Source organism: Proteiniborus ethanoligenes (assembly GCF_900107485.1).
Lineage (GTDB): Bacteria > Bacillota > Clostridia > Tissierellales > Proteiniboraceae > Proteiniborus > Proteiniborus ethanoligenes.
Map to the genome: position 1 here is coordinate 37743 of NZ_FNQE01000009.1, position 24286 is coordinate 62028.

Below are 24286 nucleotides of genomic sequence, written 5' to 3' on the forward strand. Positions count from 1 at the left end.
ATGTCTTTTTTCTTATAATCAAGAAGCTTTTCTTATTATATTTTTAAAATCAAGGAATACTTATATAGTAAACATTATTTTAAGGGGGCAGTACTGTGAAACTAATCTATATAAGATATAATACTATATTTATGGTCTTGATAGTAACTTTACTGATAATTGTTAGTATATTGTTTGCTGTTAATTATTCAAGAAAAACTAATGAAACTTTTTTCAATGATGATATTTACTACAAAGGAACAAAAGAAGAAAAAATTATGGCTTTTGCCTGCAACGTAGACTGGGGAAATGAATGTATTCCTCATATGCTTCAAATATTTGATAACTATGAAATTAAAATTACTTTTTTCCCAACTGGAAGATGGGCAGAAAAAAACCCAGAATTGCTAAAAAAAATATTTGAGAAAGGCCATGAAATCGGAAATCATGGGTACTTTCATAAAGATTATAATTTATTGAACTATGAGGACAATAGGAAAGAAATAGAAAAGGCTGATATTATAATAACTGAAATAATAGGAACAAAAGCTAAATATTTTGCACCTCCATCAGGAGCATATAACAATGACACTATTAAGGCTGCAAAGGATTTAGGATATAAAATAATTATGTGGAGTATAGACACAATTGATTGGAGAAAGGATAGCACAAAAGACAAAATAATAAATAGAGTAGTAAGTAAGCACCATAATTCTGCCATTGTTTTAATGCATCCAAAAGAAGAAACAGTTAAAGCTTTACCTATAATTATTCATAATCTAAAGGAAAAAGGCTATAGAATAGGAACCATTAGTGATATAATGAATTAGTGAATTAAATTATTGAAAATAATAGATTTATGGCCTATAATAATATATTAATTAATAATGTGCTTAGGAGGAAAACATGTATAATAAAGTAACTTTAGATAATGGGCTTAGGGTTGTAACTGAGCATATACCACATGTAAAATCAGTATCCATAGGAATATGGGTAGAAGCAGGCTCAAGAAAAGAAAATTTATACAATAATGGAGTATCACATTTTATTGAACATATGCTATTTAAAGGAACTAAAAATAGAAGTGCAAAGGATATAGCTGAAGCAATTGATAATATAGGGGGACAAATAAATGCCTTTACTAGCAAAGAATGTACATGTTACTATGCAAGGGTACTAGACAATCATATAGACATTGCCATTGATGTATTAGCTGATATGTTTTTTAATTCTTTATTTGATGAAGAAGAAATTATTAAAGAAAAGTCTGTTATATATGAAGAGATTAAAATGTACGAGGATTCACCTGAGGATTTAGTACATGACCTATTGTCTAAAACTATTTTTGACGGTAACACCCTATCATTGCCTATATTAGGAAGTGAAGAATCTCTCAACAAGATGACTAGAAATAATTTAATAAATTATTATGAACAATTTTATTCTCCTTCAAATACTGTTATATCTATTGCAGGTAATTTTAATTTTAATGAAACAATAGGATTAATAAAAAAGTATTTTAATAATTGGAGCACTAAGCAGAATCTAATTGAAAAATATAGAAAACCAGAATTATTTCATGATATCTCCAATAAGAAAAAAGATATTGAGCAGCTTCACTTTTGTATTGGTACAGAAGGAGTTGCACAAGGAAAAGATGAATTATATGCATTATTGGTATTAAATAATATCTTTGGAGGAAGTATGAGTTCTAGGCTTTTTCAGGATATTAGAGAAGATAGAGGTCTAGTTTATTCTATATATTCATATCCATCCTCTTATAAGGATACAGGAATACTAACTATTTATGCTGCTTTGAATCCAGATTATTTTCTAGAAGTTGTAGATATAATTATTAAAAATATTAATAAAATTCAAAAAGAATACTTATCAGATGAAGAAATATATAAATCAAAAGAACAGTTAAAAGGGAATTATATACTAGGACTTGAAAGTACATCGAGTCGTATGACCTCAATAGGAAAGTCAGAGCTTTTATTGGGCAAGATAACATCACCACAGGAAATACTGACTAAAATTGACAAAGTTAAAGCAGAAGATATAAAACATATCATAAATAAAGTATTTGATAAAAACAAATACAACATCGCTTATGTTGGTAATTATTTGGATGAAAAGGAAATTAATTTAGAGTTGAAAAAGTTACTATTTAATTAGTAGCTTTTTTTATTACAAAACAAATCATAATTGACCTTATCATAATTGATAAATCATAATATAATATTCCTCCTCATAATATATACTAAGCTATTTATAAGGAGGGATTATAATGCGATTAAGTGAATTAGGCGGTAAAGAGATAGTTAATTTGAATGATGGAGGTAGATTAGGGATAGTTGCTGATTCTGATTTAATTATTGATGATAAAAGCGGCAAAATATTAGCGTTATTAGTACCAGATAGAAGAAGTCAATTTAGAATTTTTAGTCTAAATGACAAAGGAGGAATAGAAATTCCTTGGTCATCTATAAGAAAAATAGGAAATGATATGATCATAATTGAACTAGATGAGGAGGCTAGAAGTAAAAGGATATTTACTGTATAAAATCACAATATACTTTTAAAAACATATAATAAACTATAGATTAACATAATGCATCTAACCCGTTTACATTAGAGGTGAGAATATGAGTATTATTGTGCAAAAATTTGGGGGAACGTTAGTTGCAAGTGAGAAAAGCAGAAGAGAAGTAATAAATAGAATAATAGAAAAAGCAAACAATAAACATAAGTTAGTAGTAGTAGTTTCAGCAATGGGAAGAAATGGTGATCCTTATTCAACAGATTCACTTATAAATTTAATAGATGAGGAATATTGTAAAAAAAGAGAACTAGATTTGTTAATGTCCTGCGGAGAAATTATTTCAGCTACTATAATTTCTAGCATATTAAGTGCAAATGGTTATAACAACATAGTTTTAACTGGCGCTCAAGCAGGCATTTTAACAGATAATAATTTTGGTAATGCTAATGTTATAAGCGTTATTCCTCAAAAATTATTAGATGCAATTGATAAGAATAATATTGTCATTGTTACTGGTTTTCAAGGAGCCACTAAAGATGGTGATATAACAACTCTAGGAAGAGGAGGCAGTGATACAAGCGCATTAATAATAGGAGAAGCTATTAGATGTGAGTATGTGGAGATATATACTGATGTAGAAGGTATAATGACAGCAGATCCTAAAATAGTTCCTAATGCTCAATTAATTGATAACATGTGTTATTCAGAAGTGTATCAATTAGCTGAAGAAGGTGCTAAAGTTATTCATCCAAAAGCAGTTGAAGTAGCAAAGAGGTCCAATCTAAAAGTGATAATCAAAAATACTTCCATCAACTGCAAAGGAACTATTATCGGATTTTGTAATAAAAGTGATGAAGAAAGTAGCGTAAAAGAAAGATTAATAACAGCAATTACTTACAAAAGAAACAGGGCACAGATTACTGTTGAACTAGATAATAATGAAGAATATTTACAAAAATTATTGAACATAATTGCAGAAAACAATATCAGTATTGACTTAATAAACATTTTACCTGAAAAAAAAGTATTTACAATAGACGAAAAACATTCTATGCCTATGGAAAGAATTCTCAAAGAAGGTAACTACAAATATAAAGTGATTAATAATTGCTGTAAAATAAGTATCATAGGTCATAAAATTAATGGACTTCCTGGAGTAATGGCAAAAATAATAAACGCCCTTTTAAGTGTTAATGTATCAATTTTACAATCCTCTGATTCTAATACAACTATTTGGTGTCTTGTTAAAGATGAAGACACAGAGAAATCAATATATGCATTGCATAATGAATTTTATTGAACAAGCAGACTAATTAGCCTGTTTGTTTTTTGTAATAAGCATATAATTTTTATATTAGTATACACTATATTAATAGAATACTCTTGAAAAACGATTTAAATTACTAAATTATTCTACTGTCCAAAGGAGGAATATAATGGATAAATACGATTCGGGTTTTATGTTTTTAGATAAAGATGAACAATATGAGGAAAGTAATGATAATTCCCCTAATGAAAATTCAGATAATGATAGTATTGAAAATTTAAAAACTCTAGGGATACCAAATTTGCCAGTAACCCCCCAAGATATACAGTTCATTTCAATCATTGGAGAAGTTGAAGGTCATGTAATATCTCCTCCACATAAGAAAGCCACAAAATATGAACATATAATGCCGCTACTAGTAGCAGCTGAACAAAATCCAGAAGTACAGGGTGTATTTATAATACTAAACACTATTGGAGGAGATGTGGAGGCTGGTTTAGCACTGGCAGAAATGATTAATAGCTTAAGTAAACCTAAGGTTTCCCTTGTACTAGGTGGTGGACATAGTATTGGAGTGCCATTAGCTACCTCTAGTGATTATTCTTTTATAACACCAACAGCTACAATGACAATTCATCCTATTCGGATGAATGGATTAGTTATTGGAGTACCTCAAACATTTAGATACTTTGAAAAAATGCAGCAGAGAATAATAAAATTTATATTAAGAACTTCAAATATAGATAAAGAAACACTTTTAAAGCTAATGTATGATACAGATGAAATAGCCAATGATGTAGGAACTATACTTATTGGAGAAGAAGCAGTTAATTATGGATTAATAAACGAAGTAGGTGGTTTCAGTAAAGCATTAAAAAGGCTTAAAGAGCTTATTAATAAAGATAGTGATAGCTAATTTAAATAGAATATTTATATATATTATGTTATAATTACATCATAAAAGTGTTAATGATCATCATTAGCACTTTAATTTTATGCAGGAGGATATTAGACATGACAATTTTTCAGGCAATAATCTTAGGGATATTTCAAGGGATAGCAGAATTTTTACCAATAAGTAGTTCAGGACATTTAGTCTTACTCCAGAGTCTGTTTAAAATACAGGAGGGGAATTTATTTTTTGCTGAAATGCTTCATCTTGGAACATTAATATCAATTTTTATAGTGTATTTTAATGATATCATAATAATTATTAAAGAATTTTTTATACTTACATATGATTTGTTTAGATATAGAAAATTACGTATAGATAATGAGTATAAAAGACTAGGTTTAATGATAATAGTTGGGAGTATCCCTACAGGAATAATAGGGATATTGTTTAGCGATTTTTTCGAAAAACTATATTCATCTGTAACAATAGTAGGTTTAGCTCTTATTGTTACTGGTATTTTATTATGGGCTGCTGAAAAGCTACCTCCTAGAAATAAAAAAGCAAATGATATGAAGATATATGACGCACTAATAATAGGACTATTCCAAGGCTTCGCTATTACACCAGGAATATCTAGGTCTGGTTCTACAATAGTTGGAGGGCTTTTTAGAGGATTTAATAAAAAATTAGCAACTAAATTTTCATTTTTATTAGCCTTACCAGCTACCTTTGGGGCTGGATTATTAGGAATAAAGGATGCATTATCTGAATCCTCAGCTATCGCTATAGATTTACCATTGATTGTAGGAGTAACAATATCTGCAATTACAGGTGTTTTTGCAATCAATATCTTGATAAAGGTATTAGAAAAAGGCAAACTTCATTATTTTTCATATTATGTTTGGATAATTGGTTCTATTATAATATTTAAACAGTTTTTTTAATTGAACAACATGAATAATCTTAAAGGATTTTAAATTCCTCTGTAGAAATAAACTAACTAGGGGTGATTATATGGCTAAAGCTAAAATTAGAAAAAAAACAAGTAATAGTGATAGAGGAAAAAGAAATGTTAAAATAGAGATTATTGGGATAATAATTATTTCTATAGGGCTTCTGTCTTTAATAAGTATGTATAGCAAATCCACTGGTTTTTTTGGAGCTGCCATTAGAAAAACCCTAATAACCCTATTTGGTTTAGGGAGTTATTTTTTTCCGATTATTATAGTTTTAATAGGTTTGCTTTTTATATTAAATAAAAAAGCCTATTTTAAAAGATTCCTTACTGTAATTATATCCTATATTAGTTTGCTAACTATTATAGATATAAATTTTTTAACATTTGTTGATGGATTATCTTTTTTAGATAGGGTTAAGCTATCAATTGATGCAAGTGATTCTGCTATTCTCTCAGGTAAATTAGCTACTGGAGGCGGAGTCATAGGCTCTTCCTTGTCTTATGTATTTTTAAGCTTATTTGGAAGTATTGGGTCATATATTGTAATTGTAACAATAATTATTATATCTTTTTTAGTATTTGCCAATATTAGTATATTAAAATTGGCTAAAGTCACAATAGGCAAGATTCTAATAACTTCAAAGCAAAAATCGGATAGAGTAAAAGAATCTACTCGTATTGAAAACAAAGAAAAAGAGACCGTAGACCATCTGAAATATGCAGACAATATTACTATTGATAATTTAGTTGTGAAAAGTGAAGAGGCTGTAAATACAACTTCCTCTAGTGATAATGATAGTAAGATTAGAGTTTTAGATTATACTAAAAACAATACTGATAGTAAACTTTTAATAGAAAAAAAAGAAGATAGCCTAATTGATAAAGAAGAACAAAGCATTGAAATAAGCAACACTTCAGAGGAAGTAAACTATGACAATTATCAAATACCCAGTATAGAACTGTTGAAAGATATAAAAACTAACAATAAAGGCACTGAAAAAAAGGAAGTTTTATTAAATGCTAATAAACTGATAGACACATTAAGTAACTTTGGAATTGAAGCGAAGGTATTGCAAGTAAGCATAGGACCAAGTATTACTAGATATGAAATACAGCCTGCACCAGGGGTTAAAGTAAGTAGAATAGTTAGCTTAACTAATGATATAGCCTTAAGTCTTGCCTCTTCAGATATAAGAATGGAGGCTCCTATACCAGGTAAATCTGCGATAGGAATAGAAGTTCCTAATAAGCATAAAGCAGGAGTAAGTCTTAAAGAAATATTGCAGTCGAAAGAATATAACAACGTAGATACATTAATTCCTATGGCTTTAGGGAAGGATATTGCAGGAAAGCCTATTGTGGCTAATATTGGAAAGATGCCACACTTACTTATTGCAGGGGCTACAGGCTCCGGTAAAAGTGTCTGTATAAATACTTTGATTGCTAGTATTCTTTTCAAAGCTAAGCCAGATGAGGTTAAACTATTGCTTATAGATCCTAAAGTTGTTGAACTCAGTATATATAATGGTATACCACATTTATTGATTCCAGTCGTTACTGACCCTAAAAAAGCTGCTTTTTCACTAAATTGGGCAGTACAAGAAATGACAAAGCGATATAATTTATTTGCAAAAAATAATGTTAGGGATCTGGAATCTTATAACAATAAAGCTATTAACAACTCAGAAATGGAAAAATTGCCTCAACTAGTTATAATTATAGATGAGCTTGCAGATTTAATGATGGTATCTGCATCAGAAGTTGAAGATTATATTTGTAGACTTGCCCAAATGGCTAGGGCGGCAGGGATACATTTAATTGTTGCCACTCAGAGACCATCAGTAGATATTATTACAGGAACAATTAAAGCTAATATACCTTCAAGAATATCTTTTGCTGTATCATCTCAAGCAGACTCAAGAACTATTCTAGATATGGGAGGTGCTGAAAAACTACTAGGTAAAGGAGACATGCTATTCTATCCAGTAGGAGAGTCAAAGCCAGTAAGAATACAAGGTGCTTATATCAGTGAAGAAGAAATTAATGAACTTGTTGAATATCTAAAGAGTCAATACAGTCCAAATTATGAAGAAAAAATTGTAGGAGAAATAAACAACAATTTTAAAGTTGCGACAGATGAATCTGACAAGCTTCTTCCGGAGGCAATAGAAATTGTAGTAGATGAAGGTCAGGCTTCAATTTCACTACTACAGCGTAGATTAAAAATAGGATATGCAAGGGCAGCTCGTATTATAGATGAAATGGAAATAAGAGGAGTTGTTGGAGGATATGAAGGAAGTAAGCCTAGAAAGGTTTTAGTTACAAAAGAGGAACTAGAGATGGATTAATCTACTAAAGACAATTTAATTTATTAGAAGGTGGAATAATGATACAAGAAATAGATATTGATGAAGCGTTACATAGAAATGATTTAGTTTTTGTAGATGTGAGAAGTGAAAGTGAGTTTGAAGAGGATACGATTATAGGATCGTATAATATTCCTGTTTTAAACGATGAAGAGCGCAAGCATGTTGGATATGTTTATACTCAAATTAATAAAGAAGAAGCAAAAAGAATTGGCTTAGAATATGCTTCTCGTAAGCTAGTAACATTTTATGATAAAGCAGATGAGATAAGAAAAAGCAATAAAAATATTGCATTATTTTGCTTTAGAGGAGGTATGAGAAGTAATTCGATAGCTAGAGTGTTAGAAATTATGGGAATTAAAGTGTATTTAATTAAAGGAGGCTACAAAAGCTATAGAAAGTATGTTGTAAAACAACTCTATAATTATAAGGGGAAGTTCAAATATATAGTTTTACATGGCTATACTGGTACAGGGAAAACAAAAATATTAAGTTTATTAGAGAAGCAGGGAAAGTCAATTTTAAATTTAGAGGAACTTGCTCATAATAGCGGTTCTGTATTTGGGAATATTGCTTTTGAAGGCCAATCATATTCTCAAAAAAAATTTGAATCTTTACTTTTGAAAAAATTCCAAGAATTTGTAGGAAACTATGTTTTCATAGAAAGCGAAAGCAAAAAAGTAGGAAGAGCCGTAATCCCCAATTTTCTTATGGAAGATATGGAGGAAGGGTATCACATTTTAATAGATACCTGCTTAGAAAATAGAGTAAAAAACATTATGGATGATTATATCTCCATATCTTCCTTTAGTAAAGATATAGAGATAGAAAAAGCAATTATGAGGTTAACTCAGAAGTTGGGAATTAAAAAGGTTAATGTACTAATTGAAGAGTTAAACAATAAAAACTATTCTCTAGTTATAAGAGAACTTATGATTAGTTATTATGATCCTCTGTACAGATACTCTATTGAGAAAATTGATAAATATGATGATGTTATAGAGTACAGCCATATTGAAAATGCATTAGAACAATTAAATGAATTTGTTAGTAAATTGAACCTATGAAAAGTATAATTTAACATTTAATAATCAATAAAATAGTTTAGGAGATGTTTGGAATGAATCTAGCTAATAAACTGACAATAATAAGAATATTTCTAGTTCCTGTTTTCATGTTTTTTCTTTTTTTAGATATTTCAAATGCAGATTATATTGCTGCAGGCATTTTTATAATAGCAGCATTAACAGATACTTTAGATGGATATATCGCGAGGAGTAGGAACCAAATCACTAGCTTTGGGAAATTTATGGATCCATTAGCTGATAAGCTTTTAGTGTCAGCAGCATTAATTTCTCTTGTTGAAATGGGTAAACTATCTGCTTGGGTCGTAGTTGTTATTATTGCTAGAGAATTTGCAATTACTGGACTAAGAGTAATAGCAGCTTCAGAAGGTATTACGATTGCAGCTAGCTGGTGGGGAAAAATTAAGACTATTACTCAAATTGTAGCAATTATTTCTCTGCTCATTAATAACTTCCCATTTAATAAAATAGGCTTACCTTTTGACAAAGTTGCCGTAGTTTTAGCAGTTTTGTTTACAATTATTTCTGGCGCAGACTACATATATAAAAATAAAAAAGTATTTCTATCCAGCAATAAGTAATTAAAATAGTTAACAGTAAATTACGAGGTGATTACATGAAAGCTGAAATCATTAGTGTTGGAACAGAACTACTTTTAGGTAATATTCTAAATACAAACGCTAAATTTTTATCTGAAAAATTAGCAGAAATGGGAATTGATGTCTATTATCAAACTACAGTTGGAGACAATGAAAATAGGATATTAGAAACTACTATAAATGCTTTAAAAAGAGCAGATATATTAATTTTTTCTGGAGGACTTGGACCGACAGAGGATGATTGTACAAAAGAAGCAGTATGTAGAGCCATTAATAAAAAAATGTATTTAGATGAAAAGATTTTAAAGAGCATTAATGATTTTTTTATTGATAGAATAATGCCAGAATCCAACAAAAAGCAAGCCTATGTACCTGAAGGCAGCAGAATATTAAATAACGATTTTGGTACAGCACCTGGTTTTTATATTGAAGAAGACAAAAAAATATTAGTTTTACTTCCTGGTCCACCAGTAGAACTAATCCCAATGTTTAACAATTATGCAATTCCAATGCTAAAATTACAATCAAATCTTATTATAAAATCAAGAATAATAAGAACTATAGGTGTTGGTGAATCATTATTAGAAGAAAAAATAGCAGATTTAATCCATGAGCAGACTAATCCTACTTTGGCCACTTATGCTGGAAGGGGACAAGTAGATATTAGATTAACTGCAAAAGCCAGCAGTATTGAGGCTGCAAATGAGCTTTTAAACACTATGCAAATAGAGCTAGATAAAAGGATAAAAGAATACATATATAGTTATAATAATGAAACTATTGAAGAAGTTATATTTAAAATGCTAAATGAAAGAAAACTTAAAATAGGTTTCTGTGAATCTTGTACAGCAGGACTTATTACTTCAAGAATAGCAAGCATCCCTGGAGCATCTAGAGTTTTGGAAAGATCATATATAACTTATAGTAACTTGTCAAAAATAGAAGAAGCAAATGTAAGCCAAGAGACTCTTAATAATTATGGGGCTGTAAGTGAAGAAACTGCAGTTGAAATGGCTAAAGGATTATTAAATAACAGCCCAATTGATATTAGTGTTTCTGTCACAGGAATAGCTGGCCCTTCTGGTGAAACTAAGGATAAGACTGTAGGATTAGCATATATATGTTTAGCAACTAAAGAAAGGCATATAGTTATTAAAAATAATTTTAATGGAAGCAGGGAAACAAACAGACAGAGATTTGCAAATTCTGCTTTTAACCTTATAAGGAAATATTTATTAGAGTTAATTTAATGTTTGACTAATATTTAATACTATTATATAATCTAAATAGAACATTTGTTCGAATAATGATAAGGGTGGTGAACCCAGTTTTTCTGGGAATACTTTATGATCGAAAAAAAGAAAGCTTTAGAAATGGCTATAAGTCAGATTGAAAAACAATTTGGAAAAGGTTCTATAATGAAACTAGGAGAAGATTCTAAGCTCAATGTTGAAGCAATATCTACGGGTTCTCTTGATTTAGATATTGCAATAGGAATCGGAGGATTACCGAAGGGAAGAATCATAGAAATCTATGGTCCAGAGTCTTCAGGTAAAACTACTGTTGCATTACATGCTATTGCAGAGACACAAAAAATAGGCGGAACAGCCGCTTTTATTGATGCTGAACATGCATTAGATCCAAGCTATGCGAAAAACCTTGGAGTCAATATTGAAGATTTAATAGTATCACAGCCGGATACTGGAGAACAAGCCTTGGAAATAGCCGAAGCCTTAGTCAGAAGTGGAGCGGTAGATATTGTTGTAATTGACTCTGTGGCTGCATTAGTACCTAAAGCAGAGATAGAGGGAGAAATGGGGGATAGCCACATAGGCTTACAGGCACGTTTAATGTCTCAAGCTTTAAGGAAGCTAGCGGGAGCAATTAAGAAGTCTAATACTATAGCTATATTTATTAATCAGTTGAGAGAAAAAGTAGGTGTTATGTTTGGAAACCCAGAGACCACTACTGGTGGTAGAGCGTTAAAATTCTATGCATCTGTTAGATTAGAAGTTAGAAGAACGGAATCCTTAAAGCAAGGAGAAGATATTATAGGTAATAGAACTAGGGTAAAGGTAGTTAAAAATAAAGTCGCACCTCCTTTTAAACAAGCAGAATTTGATATTATGTATGGTACAGGCATATCAAAGGAAGGAAATATTCTAGATGTAGGTGTAACAGCTGAAATCATAAATAAATCTGGTTCTTGGTATAGCTACGGCTCTAACAGACTAGGGCAAGGTAGGGAAAATGCAAAAGAATTTTTACGTGAAAATATTGACATAACTAATGAAATAGAAGAAAAAATAAGAGAAAAATATAACCTTCAAAATGTAGCGGCAGTTAAACCCACTAATGATTCTAGTGAAAACGATGAATAATAAATATTATATTGTGTAAATGGCGCATGTTGCGCCATTTATTTATTTACTTGACATATAAAATAAAAAGTAATACAATAAAATCGTATAGCAATATGCTTATATTAGCATTACAAATATGTTTTACAAACCAATATGTAGGATCTCTTAAACCGAGATTACTCGGTTTATATTTTTATATTCTACTTATTTTGTAAGAATGTAAGTGTTATGAAAAGAGAAGCTTGAAACTTGAAAACTTAATAGTAAAGGAGGTGCTTTATCATTTTACCAATAGTGATTCCAGGAGTTGTTGGAGTTAGCGGTTTAGCAATTGGAGTTTTATTAGGTATATATATAAGAAAGACAATTGCCGAAGCAAAAATAAAAAATGCCGAAGAAGAAGCTTCTAGAATAGTCGAAGAAGGCAAAAAACAATCGGAAACTTTAAAAAAGGAGTTGCTTCTCGAAGCTAAAGAAGAAATTCATAAAACTAGAAATGATTTAGAGAGAGAAATAAGAGAACGAAGAATGGAAATCCAAAAGCAAGAAAGAAGACTGATTCACAAAGAAGAATCTATAGATAGGAAAAGTGAGTCATTAGAAAAAAAGGAAGAATCATTAGCAAAGAAATTAAAGGATTTAGAACAAAAAGAGCTAGTAATTGACGAACTATATGTTAAGCAAATAGAAGAGCTAGAAAGGATTTCCGGCCTTACATCTGAAGATGCAAGAGAGTTTCTATTGAATGATATAAGAAAAGAAATAACACACGATGCAGCAATAATGATAAAGGAAATAGAAAACAAAGCGAAAGAGGAAGGCGAAAAGAAAGCAAGAGAAATTATTGCCTATGCTATCCAAAAATGTGCAGCTGATCACGTAGCAGAAACTACAGTAACAGTAGTTTCATTGCCAAATGATGAAATGAAGGGTAGAATTATAGGTAGAGAAGGAAGAAACATTAGAACATTAGAAACATTAACTGGTATTGACTTAATTATTGATGATACTCCTGAAGCAGTTATTTTATCTGGATTCGACCCAATTAGAAGAGAAGTAGCAAGAGTTGCTCTAGAAAAACTAATTATCGATGGTCGTATACATCCTGCTAGAATAGAAGAAATGGTTGAAAAAGCAAAGAAAGAAGTAGACAACCATATTAGAGAACAAGGAGAACAAGCTACTTTTGAAACGGGAGTACACGGACTTCATATAGAAGTTATTAAGCTATTAGGTCGATTAAATTACAGAACTAGCTACGGCCAAAACGTACTTAAACACTCTATTGAAGTATCTCACTTAGCTGGGCTAATGGCAGCTGAACTAGGTGCTGATATAAAAGTAGCTAAAAGAGCAGGTCTTTTACATGATTTAGGAAAAGCTGTTGACCACGAAGTAGAAGGACCACATGTTGCCATTGGGGCAGATATATTGAGAAAATATCGAGAATCTAAAGAAGTAATACATGCTATGGAAGCACATCATGGGGATGTGGAAGCAGAAACTATAGAGGCTGTTTTGGTACAGGCTGCAGATGCAATATCCGCTGCTAGACCAGGAGCTAGAAGAGAAACATTAGAAGCTTATATTAAACGATTAGAAAAGCTTGAAGAAATAGCAAATACTTTTGAAGGTATCGAAAAATCATTTGCTATACAAGCTGGAAGAGAAATTAGAATAATGGTTAAACCTGAAATCATAAATGACGATCAAATTATTCATACGGCTAGGGAAATAGTAAAAAGAATTGAAAATGAGTTAGAATACCCTGGTCAAATTAAAGTAAACGTAATAAGAGAAACAAGAGCTATTGAATATGCAAAATAGAGAAGACTATGTCTTCTCTTTTTTAATATCCCAAAATTAAAATATTTTGAAAATATTTAGTAAATAAAAGAGGATTTTTTTGTTATTTGTAGAATATTATAATCATATTGCAATAAATATTATAATTTAAGGGGGCTATTTTAATGGATGTATTAAAGGTATCAGCAAAATCAAATCCAAATTCCGTTGCTGGAGCATTAGCTGGAGTATTAAGAGAAAAAGGCGCTGCTGAAATTCAAGCTATAGGTGCAGGTGCTCTAAACCAAGCAGTGAAAGCAGTAGCTATTGCTAGAGGATTTGTTGCTCCTAGTGGTGTTGATCTAATTTGCATACCAGCGTTTACTGACATTGAGATTGATGGGGAAGAAAGAACAGCTATTAAGTTAATTGTTGAACCAAGGTAATAAAAAAAACCTGCATTAAAATGTGCAGGTTTTTTTATTTTAATAATAATTAGGGTAAAATAATAATAAAAACGTATACAATTACTAATAAGATTAAAAAGGGTGAGTTAATAATGAAAGCTGATCTACATGTCCATACAATAGCCTCTGATGGAATATTAACTCCTTTTGAAATTGTAGAGTGGGCTTATAAAAAGAATATTAAGGCAATAGGAATTACTGATCACGATACAATAGAAGGAATATCAACTGCTATTGAAAGCGCAAAACAATATAATATTATTATAGTACCAGGTATAGAGATTAGTTGTATTTTCGGAAATGAAGAAATACATATATTAGGTTATTTTATTGATTATGAAAGTAAAGAAATTATAGAAAAAACAAAAGTTTTAAGGGAATCCAGATTATTTAGAGGCGAAAAAATAGTCAAAAAGCTTAATGCATTAGGACTTAAATTATCTATTGCTGATATACATGAAATCGCTGGGAAAGGCGTCATTGGAAGGCCTCATATAGCCAGAGCAATGATTAAAAAAAACTATGTTAGCTCTATAGAAGAAGCTTTTGAAAAATATATTGGAAGGTCTAAACCAGCTTTTGTTGAAAGATATAGACTTTCAATAGAAGAAGGTGTTAATTTAATACATAGTGCTGGTGGTGCAGCAATTATTGCACATCCAGGTCTCATAGAAAATCAAAAAGCAATAGAAGAAGCCATAAGACTTAATATTGACGGTATTGAAGCAATACACTCTAAACATTCAATAGAAGAAGTTGTGAAATACAGTGATATAGCTCATAAGGATAAACTTATAATAACAGGTGGCTCTGATTTTCATGACAAATTTATTGATAGTATCCCAGTACTTGGTGACTATTATGTAGATTTTAATCAAGTTAAGCTTTTATATGATAGAGCACAATATTATAAAGGAGGGGAGAATAAGATTGAGTGAATATAAGAATGAGAGAAACAGACAATTTCCATCGAAATTAAGTACTACATCCTTTGTTAAACTGTATATCTTGCACTTGCTAAGGGAAAAACACTACTATGGTAATGAAATCATTGAAACAATTAAATCTAGGCTTAAAAACAGATGGGAACCTAGTCCAGGTATGATATATCCTCTATTAAGAGAGTTAGAAGAGAATAATTATATAGAAGGATGGTGGCAGGAGCCAGATAAAAGGTCAATTAGATACTATAAAATAACTGATAGCGGATTTGAACATTATAAAAAAATAAAATTGTTATATAAACCCTTTTTTGAAGATTCACTTACAATAATTCAAAACACTTTATCTGATATATATAAAAAATAATATTATTTATTATCAAATTCTAAAAAGGAATTTCAAAATTTACATAGAATTGTATTTATATGGTTTTTTATACTCAATATAATGGAGGATGATTATTGTGAATTTGAATCTTTCTAAAAAGGCTTTAATGATATACCCTTCTGTAACTCTTGAAATTACTGCAAAAGCTAAAGAAATGAAAGAAATGGGGATAAATGTAATAGGATTTGGGGCAGGAGAACCAGATTTTAATACTCCAGAAAACATTCAAAATGCTGGTATAGAAGCTATACAGTCAGGAAATACAAAATATACAGCTACATCTGGTATTCCTGAGTTGAAAAAAGCTATATGTCAAAAACTTAAAAGCGAAAATAATTTAGATTACAAAACAAACAACATTATTATATCAAACGGAGCAAAACAATCAATTTTCAATGCATTATTTGCTATTCTTAATCCAGGGGATGAAGTAATAATGCCTATACCCTATTGGGTAAGCTATCCTGAATTTATTAGGCTATGTGATGGTATACCTATACCTATAGAAACAAAGGAAGAGAATGGCTTTAAAATTAGTGTTAGAGATTTAGATTATGTATTAACTCCAAAAACAAAGGCATTAATACTTAACAGTCCTAGTAACCCTACTGGTACAGTATACAATGAGGATGAGCTTAAGGAAATAGCTAATTGGGCAGTTAAAAACAATATATTTGTTATTTCAGATGAGATATATGAAAAACTAGTATATGATGGTCACAAACATATAAGTATAGCCTCATTTAGTGAAGAGATTAAGAAACTAACAATAGTAATTAATGGGATGTCAAAGGCTTATGCGATGACAGGTTGGAGAATTGGCTATGCTGCTTGCGATGAAGAGATAGTAAAGGTTATGACTAATATACAAAGTCATACAACCTCAAATCCTTGTTCCATTTCCCAATATGCTAGTGTTGAAGGCTTAATCGGTGATCAATTTATAATTGAAGAAATGAAAAAACATTTTATTGCAAGAAGAGACTACATGGTAGAAAAAATCAATTCTATTAATGGTCTCTCATGTAAAAAGCCTGTAGGTGCTTTTTATGTAATGGCTAATATATCAAAATTAAAAGGATTAAATATCAAAGGAAGAACAATTAACACATCCTTAGATTTTGCAAATCTACTTCTTGAAGAAGGTAAGGTTGCTGTCATACCAGGCTCTGCATTTGGTGCAGATGACTTTGTTAGATTATCCTATGCAACTTCAATGAAGAATATTGAGGAAGGTTTAAAGAGGATTGAAGAAATTTTAAAATAAATATAGGCATAATAAAAGATATGAGATTATTTACTCATATCTTTTATTTTTGAAGTAAGCTCTATGAAGATTTTATTTTCAAAATATATTCTAAATAAGGTTTTATACTAATAACTCAATAAAGTATCGTTAAAAATATATCTAACATTGATAATAGCATGTTTACTATGTTAATATGTTTGAAAGTAATAAATATTCCATAATATAAATGAAAATAGAAAGGAGGATTTTAATTGAGTAGCGAAGGAAAAACACAAATTTTTATTGCAATGCTTTTATATATGTCAGTTATTATTGGTATTGGAGTATATTATGCAAAGCAAGCTAGTGAAAGTAGCGAAAACTATCTTATTGGTGGCAGGTCATTAGGACCATGGGTTGTTGCAATGGGAGCTGAAGCTTCTGATATGAGTGGATGGCTATTGATGGGACTACCTGGAGTTGCATATTGGTTTGGATTAAGCGATGCAATGTGGACAGCAATAGGCCTTGGCATAGGGACATATTTAAATTGGTTGTTTGTAGCTAAAAGGCTTCGTAGATACTCAACTATTGCAGGAGATTCCATAACAATTCCTGATTTTATTAGTAACAGATTTAAAGAAGAAAAAAAAGTTTTGTCCACAATAGCAGCAATTTTTATTTTAATATTCTTTACTGTTTATGCAGCAAGTTGTTTCGTCACAGTAGGTAAACTATTTAGTACCTTGTTTGGTATAAAATATATTTACATGATGATAGCAGGAGCCTTATTTGTAGTTCTATATACTTTTATAGGCGGCTTTCTGGCAGAAAGTGCATCTGATTTTATGCAAGGAGTTATAATGATTTTTGCATTAGTGGCTGTGCTAGTAACTGGTATTACTATTGCAGGAGGTATCCCAGCTATTGTTGAAAACATAAAGGGAATACCAGGATTTTTTGACTTCTTTGGAATCGCACAACCTAAGCTTATTGATGGTGTCCAACAAATTGGAGAAACCGGTAAGCCTTTATTTGGTGAAGCTGGAACCTATGGACTTTTAACTATAATATCTACCCTATCTTGGGGCTTAGGATATTTTGGTATGCCACAGGTATTATTAAAATTTATGGCTATTAGAAATTCAAACGAGCTTACTTTATCAAGAAGAATCGCAACTGTATGGGTTGTCATTTCTCTTACTGCAGCTGTATCAATAGGTCTTATAGGTAGAACATTATTTCCTAATGCTCTTCTAACACAAAGCTTATCTGAAAACGTGTTTATTTTAATGTCTACTGAGTTTTTTGCACCTTTATTTGCGGGAGTTATTATGGCAGGTATACTAGCAGCTACTATTAGCTCATCAGATTCATATTTACTTATTGCTGCCTCAGCTTTTTCAAAAAGTATTTATCAAGGTATTATGAAAAGAAATGCTACTGATAAAACAGTCTTAAATGTAACTAGAATCACTTTAATTTCAATAGCTGTTATTTCAATATTCATTGCTTTAGATGAAAATAGCATTATTTTTACCCTAGTTTCTTTTGCTTGGGCAGGTTTTGGTTCAACTTTTGGACCTACTATGTTATTTTCGCTGTTCTGGAAAAAGACTACAAGAGCCGGCGCCCTTGCAGGCATGTTATCTGGCGGTATTATGGTCTTTATTTGGAAGCTGATTATTAAACCAATGGGAGGAATATTTGGTATTTACGAATTGCTACCAGCTTTTTTAATATCCTGTATTGTTATTGTAATTGTTTCAACTATATCTGAAAAACCACCTCAAGATGTATTAGATGAATTTGAGCGTGTTATAACATATGAAACAATAAATTAAAATCTACACTTGGTTTTATTATATAATTTATACCAACAAAAACGTAAAGTAATAGCTTAATAGAAAACATAGTAGAGGTATAGGATATGAACTAGACCTCTATTTATATTGGATGCGAAGATTTTGTATTTTGCACATATTTATACATAATAGTTTTAAACTACTTTAAAAAAGTATTAGGCTTTGATATTATATAGCTAGGGGTGAGTTTATGCAGCTTATCAACGCTATTTTAGACAATATGCAGGTAAAAGATATTATGAAAAACAAAATATTAAAAGTGAGTAAAACAGATAGTCCTAATGATATTATTAAAAGAATGAAAGAATCTGAAGTGGATTGTGTTGTTATAACAGACAATGATGAAAGAAAAAACAATACTGAATTTCTGATTGATTTTATAGATTTAATTAATATTATACATGAAAATATATCTCTAGATAAATTTTTAGAAAATAATAAATTTACTGAGCTTGAAACTATAAAAACAGATGATACTGTAGGCAAAGTAATTAGCTTGTTTATAAAAGGCTACAATAAGATTATTCCTGTATATGATGATAACAATATTAGAGGGATAATTTGTCCAAAAGATATGATAATTTTTTATAACAACCTACTTAACAAAACACAAGGCTTGTTTGTCAATATATTAGATAATATACATGATGCAATATGTGTGGTTAATAAAGATTTAAATGTATTGGTATGGAATAAAAGCGCTGAAAATCTATACAAAATAGAAAAAGAAAATATATTTAATAGAAATATAAAAGAGATATTTCCAAGTGCTTTATTACCTAGAGTATTAGAAGAAGGCAATACTTACGAGAATATTTTTAATAGTCCTAGAGAAGGTTGCTACAACATAATTAGTGCTAAACCATTACTAGATAATGATGAAATTATAGGAGGGGTAAGCTGTGATAAGGATATCTCTGAATTAATAAGAATATCTGAACTACTGAACAAAACACAGTTAAACCTACAGGTCCTTGAAGATCAAGTTTCAAATTTAAATGAAAGTAGATTTGCCTTTTCTAAAATTATAGGTAATGACAAGAAATTTAGAGAGATTATTGAGTTTAGTAAGAATATTTCAAAGTCTACAATTAATGTGCTTATAACAGGTGAAAGTGGTACTGGTAAAGAAGTGTTTGCAAGAGCTATACATATGGAGAGTGGTCGTAAAGGATACTTTGTTCCAATAAATTGTAGTGCCATACCTGGAGAATTAATGGAAAGTGAACTCTTTGGGTATAAAGGAGGTGCATTTACCGGTTCTTCTAGAGAAGGAAAAGCTGGTAAATTTGAGCTTGCACATAAAGGAACTATATTTTTAGATGAAATTGGAGATATGCCTTTAAATATGCAACCTAAAATATTAAGAGTAATTGAGGATGGCATAATAACTAGAATTGGTAGCGAAAACTCTGTTAAAATAGATGTACGAATAATCGCTGCAACAAATAAGGATTTAAGAAAGCTTATGAATGAGGGTTTATTTAGAAAGGATTTGTATTATAGACTTAATTCAGTAATTATTGATCTTCCTCCATTAAGAAAAAGAAAACTAGATGTACCTCTATTGGCAAATGAATTTATTAAAGAATTTTGTATTTCCTACGGCACTAATATAATTGAACTGCCTCAAGACACAATGGAAATATTAATAAATCATGAATGGGAAGGTAACATACGTGAACTTAGAAATCTTATTGAGAGAATTGTAATCTTGTCAAAGCATAATAAGTTTGACATTAGTTATCTTCCAAATGATTTAACTGCCCAAAACTGGGACATATTATCTACATTACGGCAAAATTCAACAGGCCTAAATGATAAAATGAATAACAAAGAAAAAGAACTAATATTAAACGCTTTAAATAATAGCAACTACAACAAGAAAAAAGCAGCTGAATTTCTTAATATTCCAAGGAGTACATTGTATTTTAAGATGAAAAAACACAATATAGAAGCATAATTAAAACCGTCAGTTTTTGGACTATGGGTCAAAAAATTGACGGTTTTCTTATAGCTTTTAATTTGTACTGTTGATATATCTATTATATAGTCTTTTCTATAATATTAACACTAAAAATACGTCAATTTTCTGACTATTGCAAAAACATTTTGAACCTAAACTGATAAAATAGAGATTTAACACAGTTTCAAATTGGTACATATTTTGCTTAATAAATTCTAAAGGGATAGTAATAATATTTATTCTGTATTTTGTAAGGGGGAGAGATTGTGAGGATTGAGGAGCATCCCATTTTGGAATTTAGTAGAGGTAAAAAAATTAACTTTACTTTTAACGGTAATCAGTTAGAGGGCTATGAAGGTGAAACCATTGCTGCTGCATTACATGCAGCAGGGATAAAAGTATTAGGTAAAAGCCTATTTAAACACAGGCCTAGAGGATTTTATTGTGCTATTGGAAATTGCTCTTCTTGCATTATGATTGTAAATGGAGAACCAAATGTACGAACATGCATTACTGAGCTTAAAGAAGGCATGTCAGTTGAAATCCAAGAAGGCAAGGGGGTTATTGATTATGAAATACGTTGATATAGCAATAATAGGAGGTGGGCCTGCAGGCTTATGTGCAGCCATTAGTGCTGCATCTAGTGGCGCAAAGGTACTTTTAATTGATAGGAATAAAAATTTAGGTGGGCAATTAATTAAGCAGACCCATATGTTTTTTGGTTCAGAAAAACAATATGCATCTAAAAGAGGAGTAGAGATATCCAAAATTTTACTAAATGATTTAATGACATATAAAAGTAATATTGAGATAATGACTGATGCCACAGTACTAGGCTTATATGAAGATGGAGTATTAACTATAGATTATAATCATAATTATATAAAGGTAAAACCTAGTGCTACTATAATGGCTACAGGTGCTAGCGAAAAAGTTTTAGCCTTTCCTAATAATGATCTTCCAGGTATATATGGTGCTGGTGCTGTTCAAACTCTCATGAACGTGTATGGAATAAAGCCTGGAAAAAAGGTATTGATGGTTGGAGCAGGCAATATTGGACTTATAGTAAGTTATCAGCTTATGCAGGCTGGTGTAGAAGTAGCAGCCATAATTGATGCTTCTTCAAAAATTGGCGGATATCTTGTGCACGCATCTAAAATAAGAAGAATGGGAGTTCCTATATTAACAGGATATACTGTAAAAGAAGCAATAGGAAATGACTATCTAGAAAAAGCAGTAATATGGAAATTAGATCATGAATGGAAACCAATAGAAGGCACGGAAATAGAATTTAGTGTTGATGTTATGTGTATCTCTGTAGGACTTACCCCTCTAACAGAATTAATTATGCAAGCAGGCTGTAAAACGAAATACATACCAGAGTTAGGTGGGCTAGTGCCAATTAGAGATGAAGATTATCAAACAACAAAGCAAGGTATCTATGTAGCAGGTGACGTGTCAGGTGTTGAAGAAGCTAGTAGTGCAATGGTTGAAGGATATTTAGCTGGATTATGTGCTTCAAAAAATATCGGCAATAAGCATGAAAACTATATTGAATTAAAAAGAGATTATATTTTACAGCTTGACTCTTTACGCTCAGGCACAGCAGGAGAAAAAATAAGAACAGGAATAAGCAAAGTTGTAAGAGAGGTGATATAGATGATTGAGTTTACAGGAGTGCCGACTAGGAATTTGATTGAAAATGCATTTCCAAGCATAGAAAGAATAAACAAAGGACCGATTGCTATAATAGAATGCTTTCAGCATATTCCTTGTAATCCATGTTCTACTTCTTGTATTAGGAAGGCTATGAATCCAATGTACGATATCAATGACTTACCTTCACTTAATGAAGAAGAATGTAATGGATGTAGTATATGTGTAGGAAAATGCCCAGGGTTAGCAATCATGGTTGTAGATGGAAGTTATTCAAATAAGGAGGTTTTATTTAAAATACCCTTTGAATTTTTGCCTCTTCCTAATAAAGGAGATATTGTAAAAGGCTTAGACAGAGAAGGTAAATATATTACAGATGTTAAGGTAGCTGATGTACGAAGGCCAAAATTTTTTGATAAAACAGCTATTATTGATATAGTAGTTAATAGAGAGTTTTTATATGAGTTTAGAAATATAAGATTGGGGGACTAAGCCTATGAGTAATGAAACAATAATTTGTAGATGCTCAGACATAACTTTAGAAGAAATTAGACAATTAATTCAAGAAGGATATAGAACAGTTGATGAAATAAAAAGAATTTCTAGAGCTGGTATGGGACCCTGCCAGGGAAGAACCTGTAGCCAACTTATATTGCGAGAAATTGCAAACTATACTGGGAGAAGCATAGCCGAATTAGAAGTTAGTGTAAGTAGACCTCCTGTTACAGGAATAAAGCTAAAACAAATTGTATCAGGAGGTGGAGCTTATGATTAAAACTGCTGATGTAGTAATTATAGGTGGAGGAATATCAGGATGTTCAATAGCATATAATTTAGCTAAAAAAGGGGTCAAGAATATTGTATTACTTGAGAAAAACTATATAGCAAGTGGGGCCACAGGAAGATGTGGAGCAGGTGTAAGACAACAGTGGGGAACTGAAATGAATTGTCTTTTAGCCATGGAAAGCATAAATTTTTTTGAAAAAGCAAATGAAGAACTAGAATATGATGGTGATATTGAATTTAAGCAAGGAGGATATTTAATAGTTTCATCTACAGAAAAAGAGGATGCTCAATTTAAAAAGAATGTTGAGCTTCAAAAGTCATTAGGCATACCGGTAGAATATCTAACTCCAAAGGAAGCTGCTGAAATAGTTCCTTATTTAAATACTGAAATAATTAAAAGTGCAACATTCTGTCAAAAGGATGGTCATTTAAATCCTTTTTTAACTACAGATGCTTATGCAAAGGCTGCTAAGAGATTAGGTGTTAATATATATACATTTACAGAAGTCATAGGAATCAAAGCAAAAAACGGAAAAATAGAAGGAGTTATTACTAACAAAGGCGAAATATTAACTAATATAGTAGTTAATGCTTCAGGAGGCTATTCTAAGAAAATAGCGGATATGGTCAATATAGACATACCTGTATATTCAGAAAGACACCAAATACTAGTAACTGAGCCTGTAGAACCAATGCAAGAACCTATGGTTATGTCTTTTTCCTTAAATATTTATTGTCAGCAAACGCCACATGGGTCATTTATTATGGGCAGGGGGGATGAGGATGAACCTAAGGATTTAAGAACAACATCAAGCTGGCAATTCTTAGATGAAATGGCCAAAACGACTACTAAGCTCTTGCCTCCTATTGGTGAGCTTAGAGTTATAAGGCAATGGGCAGGGTTATATAATATGACCCCTGATAAGCATCCTATCTATGGTCCAGTAAAAAACTTAGAAGGCTTTTATCTTGCTATAGGCTTTAGTGGACATGGCTTTATGCTTGGACCTATGACTGGATTATTAGTTTCGCAACAAATATTAGGAGAGAAAACTACAATCGATATTAGTAAGCTTAATCTTGATAGATTTGAAAAAGGTGAGCTTGTATTTGAACCCTCTGTGGTTTAATAACTTTTATATTAATT

The 24286-nt window shown here is 30.9% G+C and carries 23 protein-coding genes; all 23 read left to right on the forward strand.

Annotated features, from left to right (window positions below; all coding sequences use genetic code 11):
* Positions 1–95: 95 nt before the first annotated feature.
* Entirely contained in the window at positions 96–809 is a 714-nt protein-coding gene (locus BLV37_RS05035; protein WP_091728157.1) for a polysaccharide deacetylase family protein, read from the forward strand.
* A gap of 76 nt (positions 810–885) precedes the next feature.
* Positions 886–2157, forward strand: a complete 1272-nt coding sequence (locus BLV37_RS05040; RefSeq protein WP_091728160.1) for a M16 family metallopeptidase — start codon at positions 886–888, stop codon at positions 2155–2157.
* A 112-nt stretch (positions 2158–2269) separates the two neighbouring features.
* Positions 2270–2545, forward strand: a complete 276-nt coding sequence (locus tag BLV37_RS05045) for a YlmC/YmxH family sporulation protein (protein WP_091728163.1) — start codon at positions 2270–2272, stop codon at positions 2543–2545.
* A gap of 82 nt (positions 2546–2627) precedes the next feature.
* Positions 2628–3824 carry an aspartate kinase gene (gene dapG, locus BLV37_RS05050; RefSeq protein ID WP_091728165.1) on the forward strand — a complete coding sequence of 399 codons (1197 nt, stop codon included), beginning with the start codon at positions 2628–2630 and terminating at the stop codon, positions 3822–3824.
* 160 nt (positions 3825–3984) lie between these two features.
* On the forward strand, positions 3985–4707 hold the full coding sequence (locus BLV37_RS05055) for a ClpP family protease (RefSeq protein WP_425287119.1): 723 nt from the start codon (positions 3985–3987) through the stop codon (positions 4705–4707).
* A gap of 98 nt (positions 4708–4805) precedes the next feature.
* On the forward strand, positions 4806–5630 hold the full coding sequence (locus tag BLV37_RS05060) for an undecaprenyl-diphosphate phosphatase (protein ID WP_091728170.1): 825 nt from the start codon (positions 4806–4808) through the stop codon (positions 5628–5630).
* Positions 5631–5700: 70 nt separating this feature from the next.
* Positions 5701–7992: an FtsK/SpoIIIE family DNA translocase gene (locus BLV37_RS05065; RefSeq protein ID WP_091728173.1), complete on the forward strand. Its 2292-nt coding sequence runs from the start codon at positions 5701–5703 to the stop codon at positions 7990–7992.
* A gap of 38 nt (positions 7993–8030) precedes the next feature.
* The gene (gene mnmH, locus BLV37_RS05070) at positions 8031–9077 is read left to right on the forward strand and encodes a tRNA 2-selenouridine(34) synthase MnmH (RefSeq protein WP_091728175.1); all 1047 of its coding nucleotides are present in this window, start codon (positions 8031–8033) and stop codon (positions 9075–9077) included.
* 53 nt (positions 9078–9130) lie between these two features.
* A complete protein-coding gene (gene pgsA, locus BLV37_RS05075) occupies positions 9131–9676 on the forward strand; it encodes a CDP-diacylglycerol--glycerol-3-phosphate 3-phosphatidyltransferase (RefSeq protein ID WP_091728178.1) in 546 nt (181 codons plus the stop codon).
* Between the two features lie 35 nt (positions 9677–9711).
* Positions 9712–10944 (forward strand): competence/damage-inducible protein A, encoded by a 1233-nt coding sequence (locus tag BLV37_RS05080; RefSeq protein WP_091728191.1) that lies wholly within the window; start codon positions 9712–9714, stop codon positions 10942–10944.
* A 96-nt stretch (positions 10945–11040) separates the two neighbouring features.
* On the forward strand, positions 11041–12075 hold the full coding sequence (recA, locus tag BLV37_RS05085; protein ID WP_091728194.1) for a recombinase RecA: 1035 nt from the start codon (positions 11041–11043) through the stop codon (positions 12073–12075).
* Between the two features lie 276 nt (positions 12076–12351).
* On the forward strand, positions 12352–13884 hold the full coding sequence (gene rny, locus BLV37_RS05090; RefSeq protein ID WP_244270472.1) for a ribonuclease Y: 1533 nt from the start codon (positions 12352–12354) through the stop codon (positions 13882–13884).
* Positions 13885–14027: 143 nt separating this feature from the next.
* A complete protein-coding gene (spoVS, locus tag BLV37_RS05095) occupies positions 14028–14288 on the forward strand; it encodes a stage V sporulation protein SpoVS (RefSeq protein WP_050354976.1) in 261 nt (86 codons plus the stop codon).
* Between the two features lie 113 nt (positions 14289–14401).
* A complete protein-coding gene (locus tag BLV37_RS05100; protein ID WP_091728197.1) occupies positions 14402–15247 on the forward strand; it encodes a PHP domain-containing protein in 846 nt (281 codons plus the stop codon).
* On the forward strand, positions 15240–15617 hold the full coding sequence (locus BLV37_RS05105) for a PadR family transcriptional regulator (protein WP_091728200.1): 378 nt from the start codon (positions 15240–15242) through the stop codon (positions 15615–15617). Before BLV37_RS05100 ends, BLV37_RS05105 begins: the two co-directional genes overlap by 8 nt.
* A gap of 103 nt (positions 15618–15720) precedes the next feature.
* The gene (locus BLV37_RS05110; protein ID WP_091728303.1) at positions 15721–16905 is read left to right on the forward strand and encodes a pyridoxal phosphate-dependent aminotransferase; all 1185 of its coding nucleotides are present in this window, start codon (positions 15721–15723) and stop codon (positions 16903–16905) included.
* A 269-nt stretch (positions 16906–17174) separates the two neighbouring features.
* Positions 17175–18710: a sodium/proline symporter gene (locus tag BLV37_RS05115; RefSeq protein WP_091728305.1), complete on the forward strand. Its 1536-nt coding sequence runs from the start codon at positions 17175–17177 to the stop codon at positions 18708–18710.
* 211 nt (positions 18711–18921) lie between these two features.
* On the forward strand, positions 18922–20694 hold the full coding sequence (locus tag BLV37_RS05120; RefSeq protein WP_091728202.1) for a sigma 54-interacting transcriptional regulator: 1773 nt from the start codon (positions 18922–18924) through the stop codon (positions 20692–20694).
* A 269-nt stretch (positions 20695–20963) separates the two neighbouring features.
* A complete protein-coding gene (locus tag BLV37_RS05125; protein ID WP_091728205.1) occupies positions 20964–21281 on the forward strand; it encodes a (2Fe-2S)-binding protein in 318 nt (105 codons plus the stop codon).
* The gene (locus BLV37_RS05130; protein ID WP_091728208.1) at positions 21268–22356 is read left to right on the forward strand and encodes an NAD(P)/FAD-dependent oxidoreductase; all 1089 of its coding nucleotides are present in this window, start codon (positions 21268–21270) and stop codon (positions 22354–22356) included. Before BLV37_RS05125 ends, BLV37_RS05130 begins: the two co-directional genes overlap by 14 nt.
* Entirely contained in the window at positions 22357–22845 is a 489-nt protein-coding gene (locus BLV37_RS05135; protein ID WP_091728211.1) for a 4Fe-4S binding protein, read from the forward strand.
* A 4-nt stretch (positions 22846–22849) separates the two neighbouring features.
* Positions 22850–23128 carry a (2Fe-2S)-binding protein gene (locus BLV37_RS05140; RefSeq protein ID WP_091728214.1) on the forward strand — a complete coding sequence of 93 codons (279 nt, stop codon included), beginning with the start codon at positions 22850–22852 and terminating at the stop codon, positions 23126–23128.
* Positions 23121–24269 (forward strand): NAD(P)/FAD-dependent oxidoreductase, encoded by a 1149-nt coding sequence (locus BLV37_RS05145; RefSeq protein ID WP_091728217.1) that lies wholly within the window; start codon positions 23121–23123, stop codon positions 24267–24269. The genes BLV37_RS05140 and BLV37_RS05145 overlap by 8 nt, the downstream gene beginning before the upstream one ends.
* The last annotated feature ends 17 nt before the right edge of the window (positions 24270–24286 follow it).

Excerpts from the sequence above, each read along its gene's own strand:
- spoVS (WP_050354976.1), top strand. The coding sequence starts at position 14,028 with ATGGATGTATTAAAGGTATCAGCAAAATCAAATCCAAATTCCGTTGCT.
- BLV37_RS05100 (WP_091728197.1), top strand. The coding sequence starts at position 14,402 with ATGAAAGCTGATCTACATGTCCATACAATAGCCTCTGATGGAATATTA.
- recA (WP_091728194.1), top strand. The coding sequence starts at position 11,041 with ATGATCGAAAAAAAGAAAGCTTTAGAAATGGCTATAAGTCAGATTGAA.
- BLV37_RS05040 (WP_091728160.1), top strand. The coding sequence starts at position 886 with ATGTATAATAAAGTAACTTTAGATAATGGGCTTAGGGTTGTAACTGAG.
- BLV37_RS05120 (WP_091728202.1), top strand. The coding sequence starts at position 18,922 with ATGCAGCTTATCAACGCTATTTTAGACAATATGCAGGTAAAAGATATT.
- dapG (WP_091728165.1), top strand. The coding sequence starts at position 2,628 with ATGAGTATTATTGTGCAAAAATTTGGGGGAACGTTAGTTGCAAGTGAG.
- mnmH (WP_091728175.1), top strand. The coding sequence starts at position 8,031 with ATGATACAAGAAATAGATATTGATGAAGCGTTACATAGAAATGATTTA.
- BLV37_RS05115 (WP_091728305.1), top strand. The coding sequence starts at position 17,175 with ATGCTTTTATATATGTCAGTTATTATTGGTATTGGAGTATATTATGCA.
- BLV37_RS05140 (WP_091728214.1), top strand. The coding sequence starts at position 22,850 with ATGAGTAATGAAACAATAATTTGTAGATGCTCAGACATAACTTTAGAA.
- BLV37_RS05045 (WP_091728163.1), top strand. The coding sequence starts at position 2,270 with ATGCGATTAAGTGAATTAGGCGGTAAAGAGATAGTTAATTTGAATGAT.
- pgsA (WP_091728178.1), top strand. The coding sequence starts at position 9,131 with ATGAATCTAGCTAATAAACTGACAATAATAAGAATATTTCTAGTTCCT.
- BLV37_RS05060 (WP_091728170.1), top strand. The coding sequence starts at position 4,806 with ATGACAATTTTTCAGGCAATAATCTTAGGGATATTTCAAGGGATAGCA.
- BLV37_RS05055 (WP_425287119.1), top strand. The coding sequence starts at position 3,985 with ATGTTTTTAGATAAAGATGAACAATATGAGGAAAGTAATGATAATTCC.
- BLV37_RS05135 (WP_091728211.1), top strand. The coding sequence starts at position 22,357 with ATGATTGAGTTTACAGGAGTGCCGACTAGGAATTTGATTGAAAATGCA.
- BLV37_RS05080 (WP_091728191.1), top strand. The coding sequence starts at position 9,712 with ATGAAAGCTGAAATCATTAGTGTTGGAACAGAACTACTTTTAGGTAAT.
- BLV37_RS05065 (WP_091728173.1), top strand. The coding sequence starts at position 5,701 with ATGGCTAAAGCTAAAATTAGAAAAAAAACAAGTAATAGTGATAGAGGA.
- BLV37_RS05130 (WP_091728208.1), top strand. The coding sequence starts at position 21,268 with ATGAAATACGTTGATATAGCAATAATAGGAGGTGGGCCTGCAGGCTTA.
- BLV37_RS05145 (WP_091728217.1), top strand. The coding sequence starts at position 23,121 with ATGATTAAAACTGCTGATGTAGTAATTATAGGTGGAGGAATATCAGGA.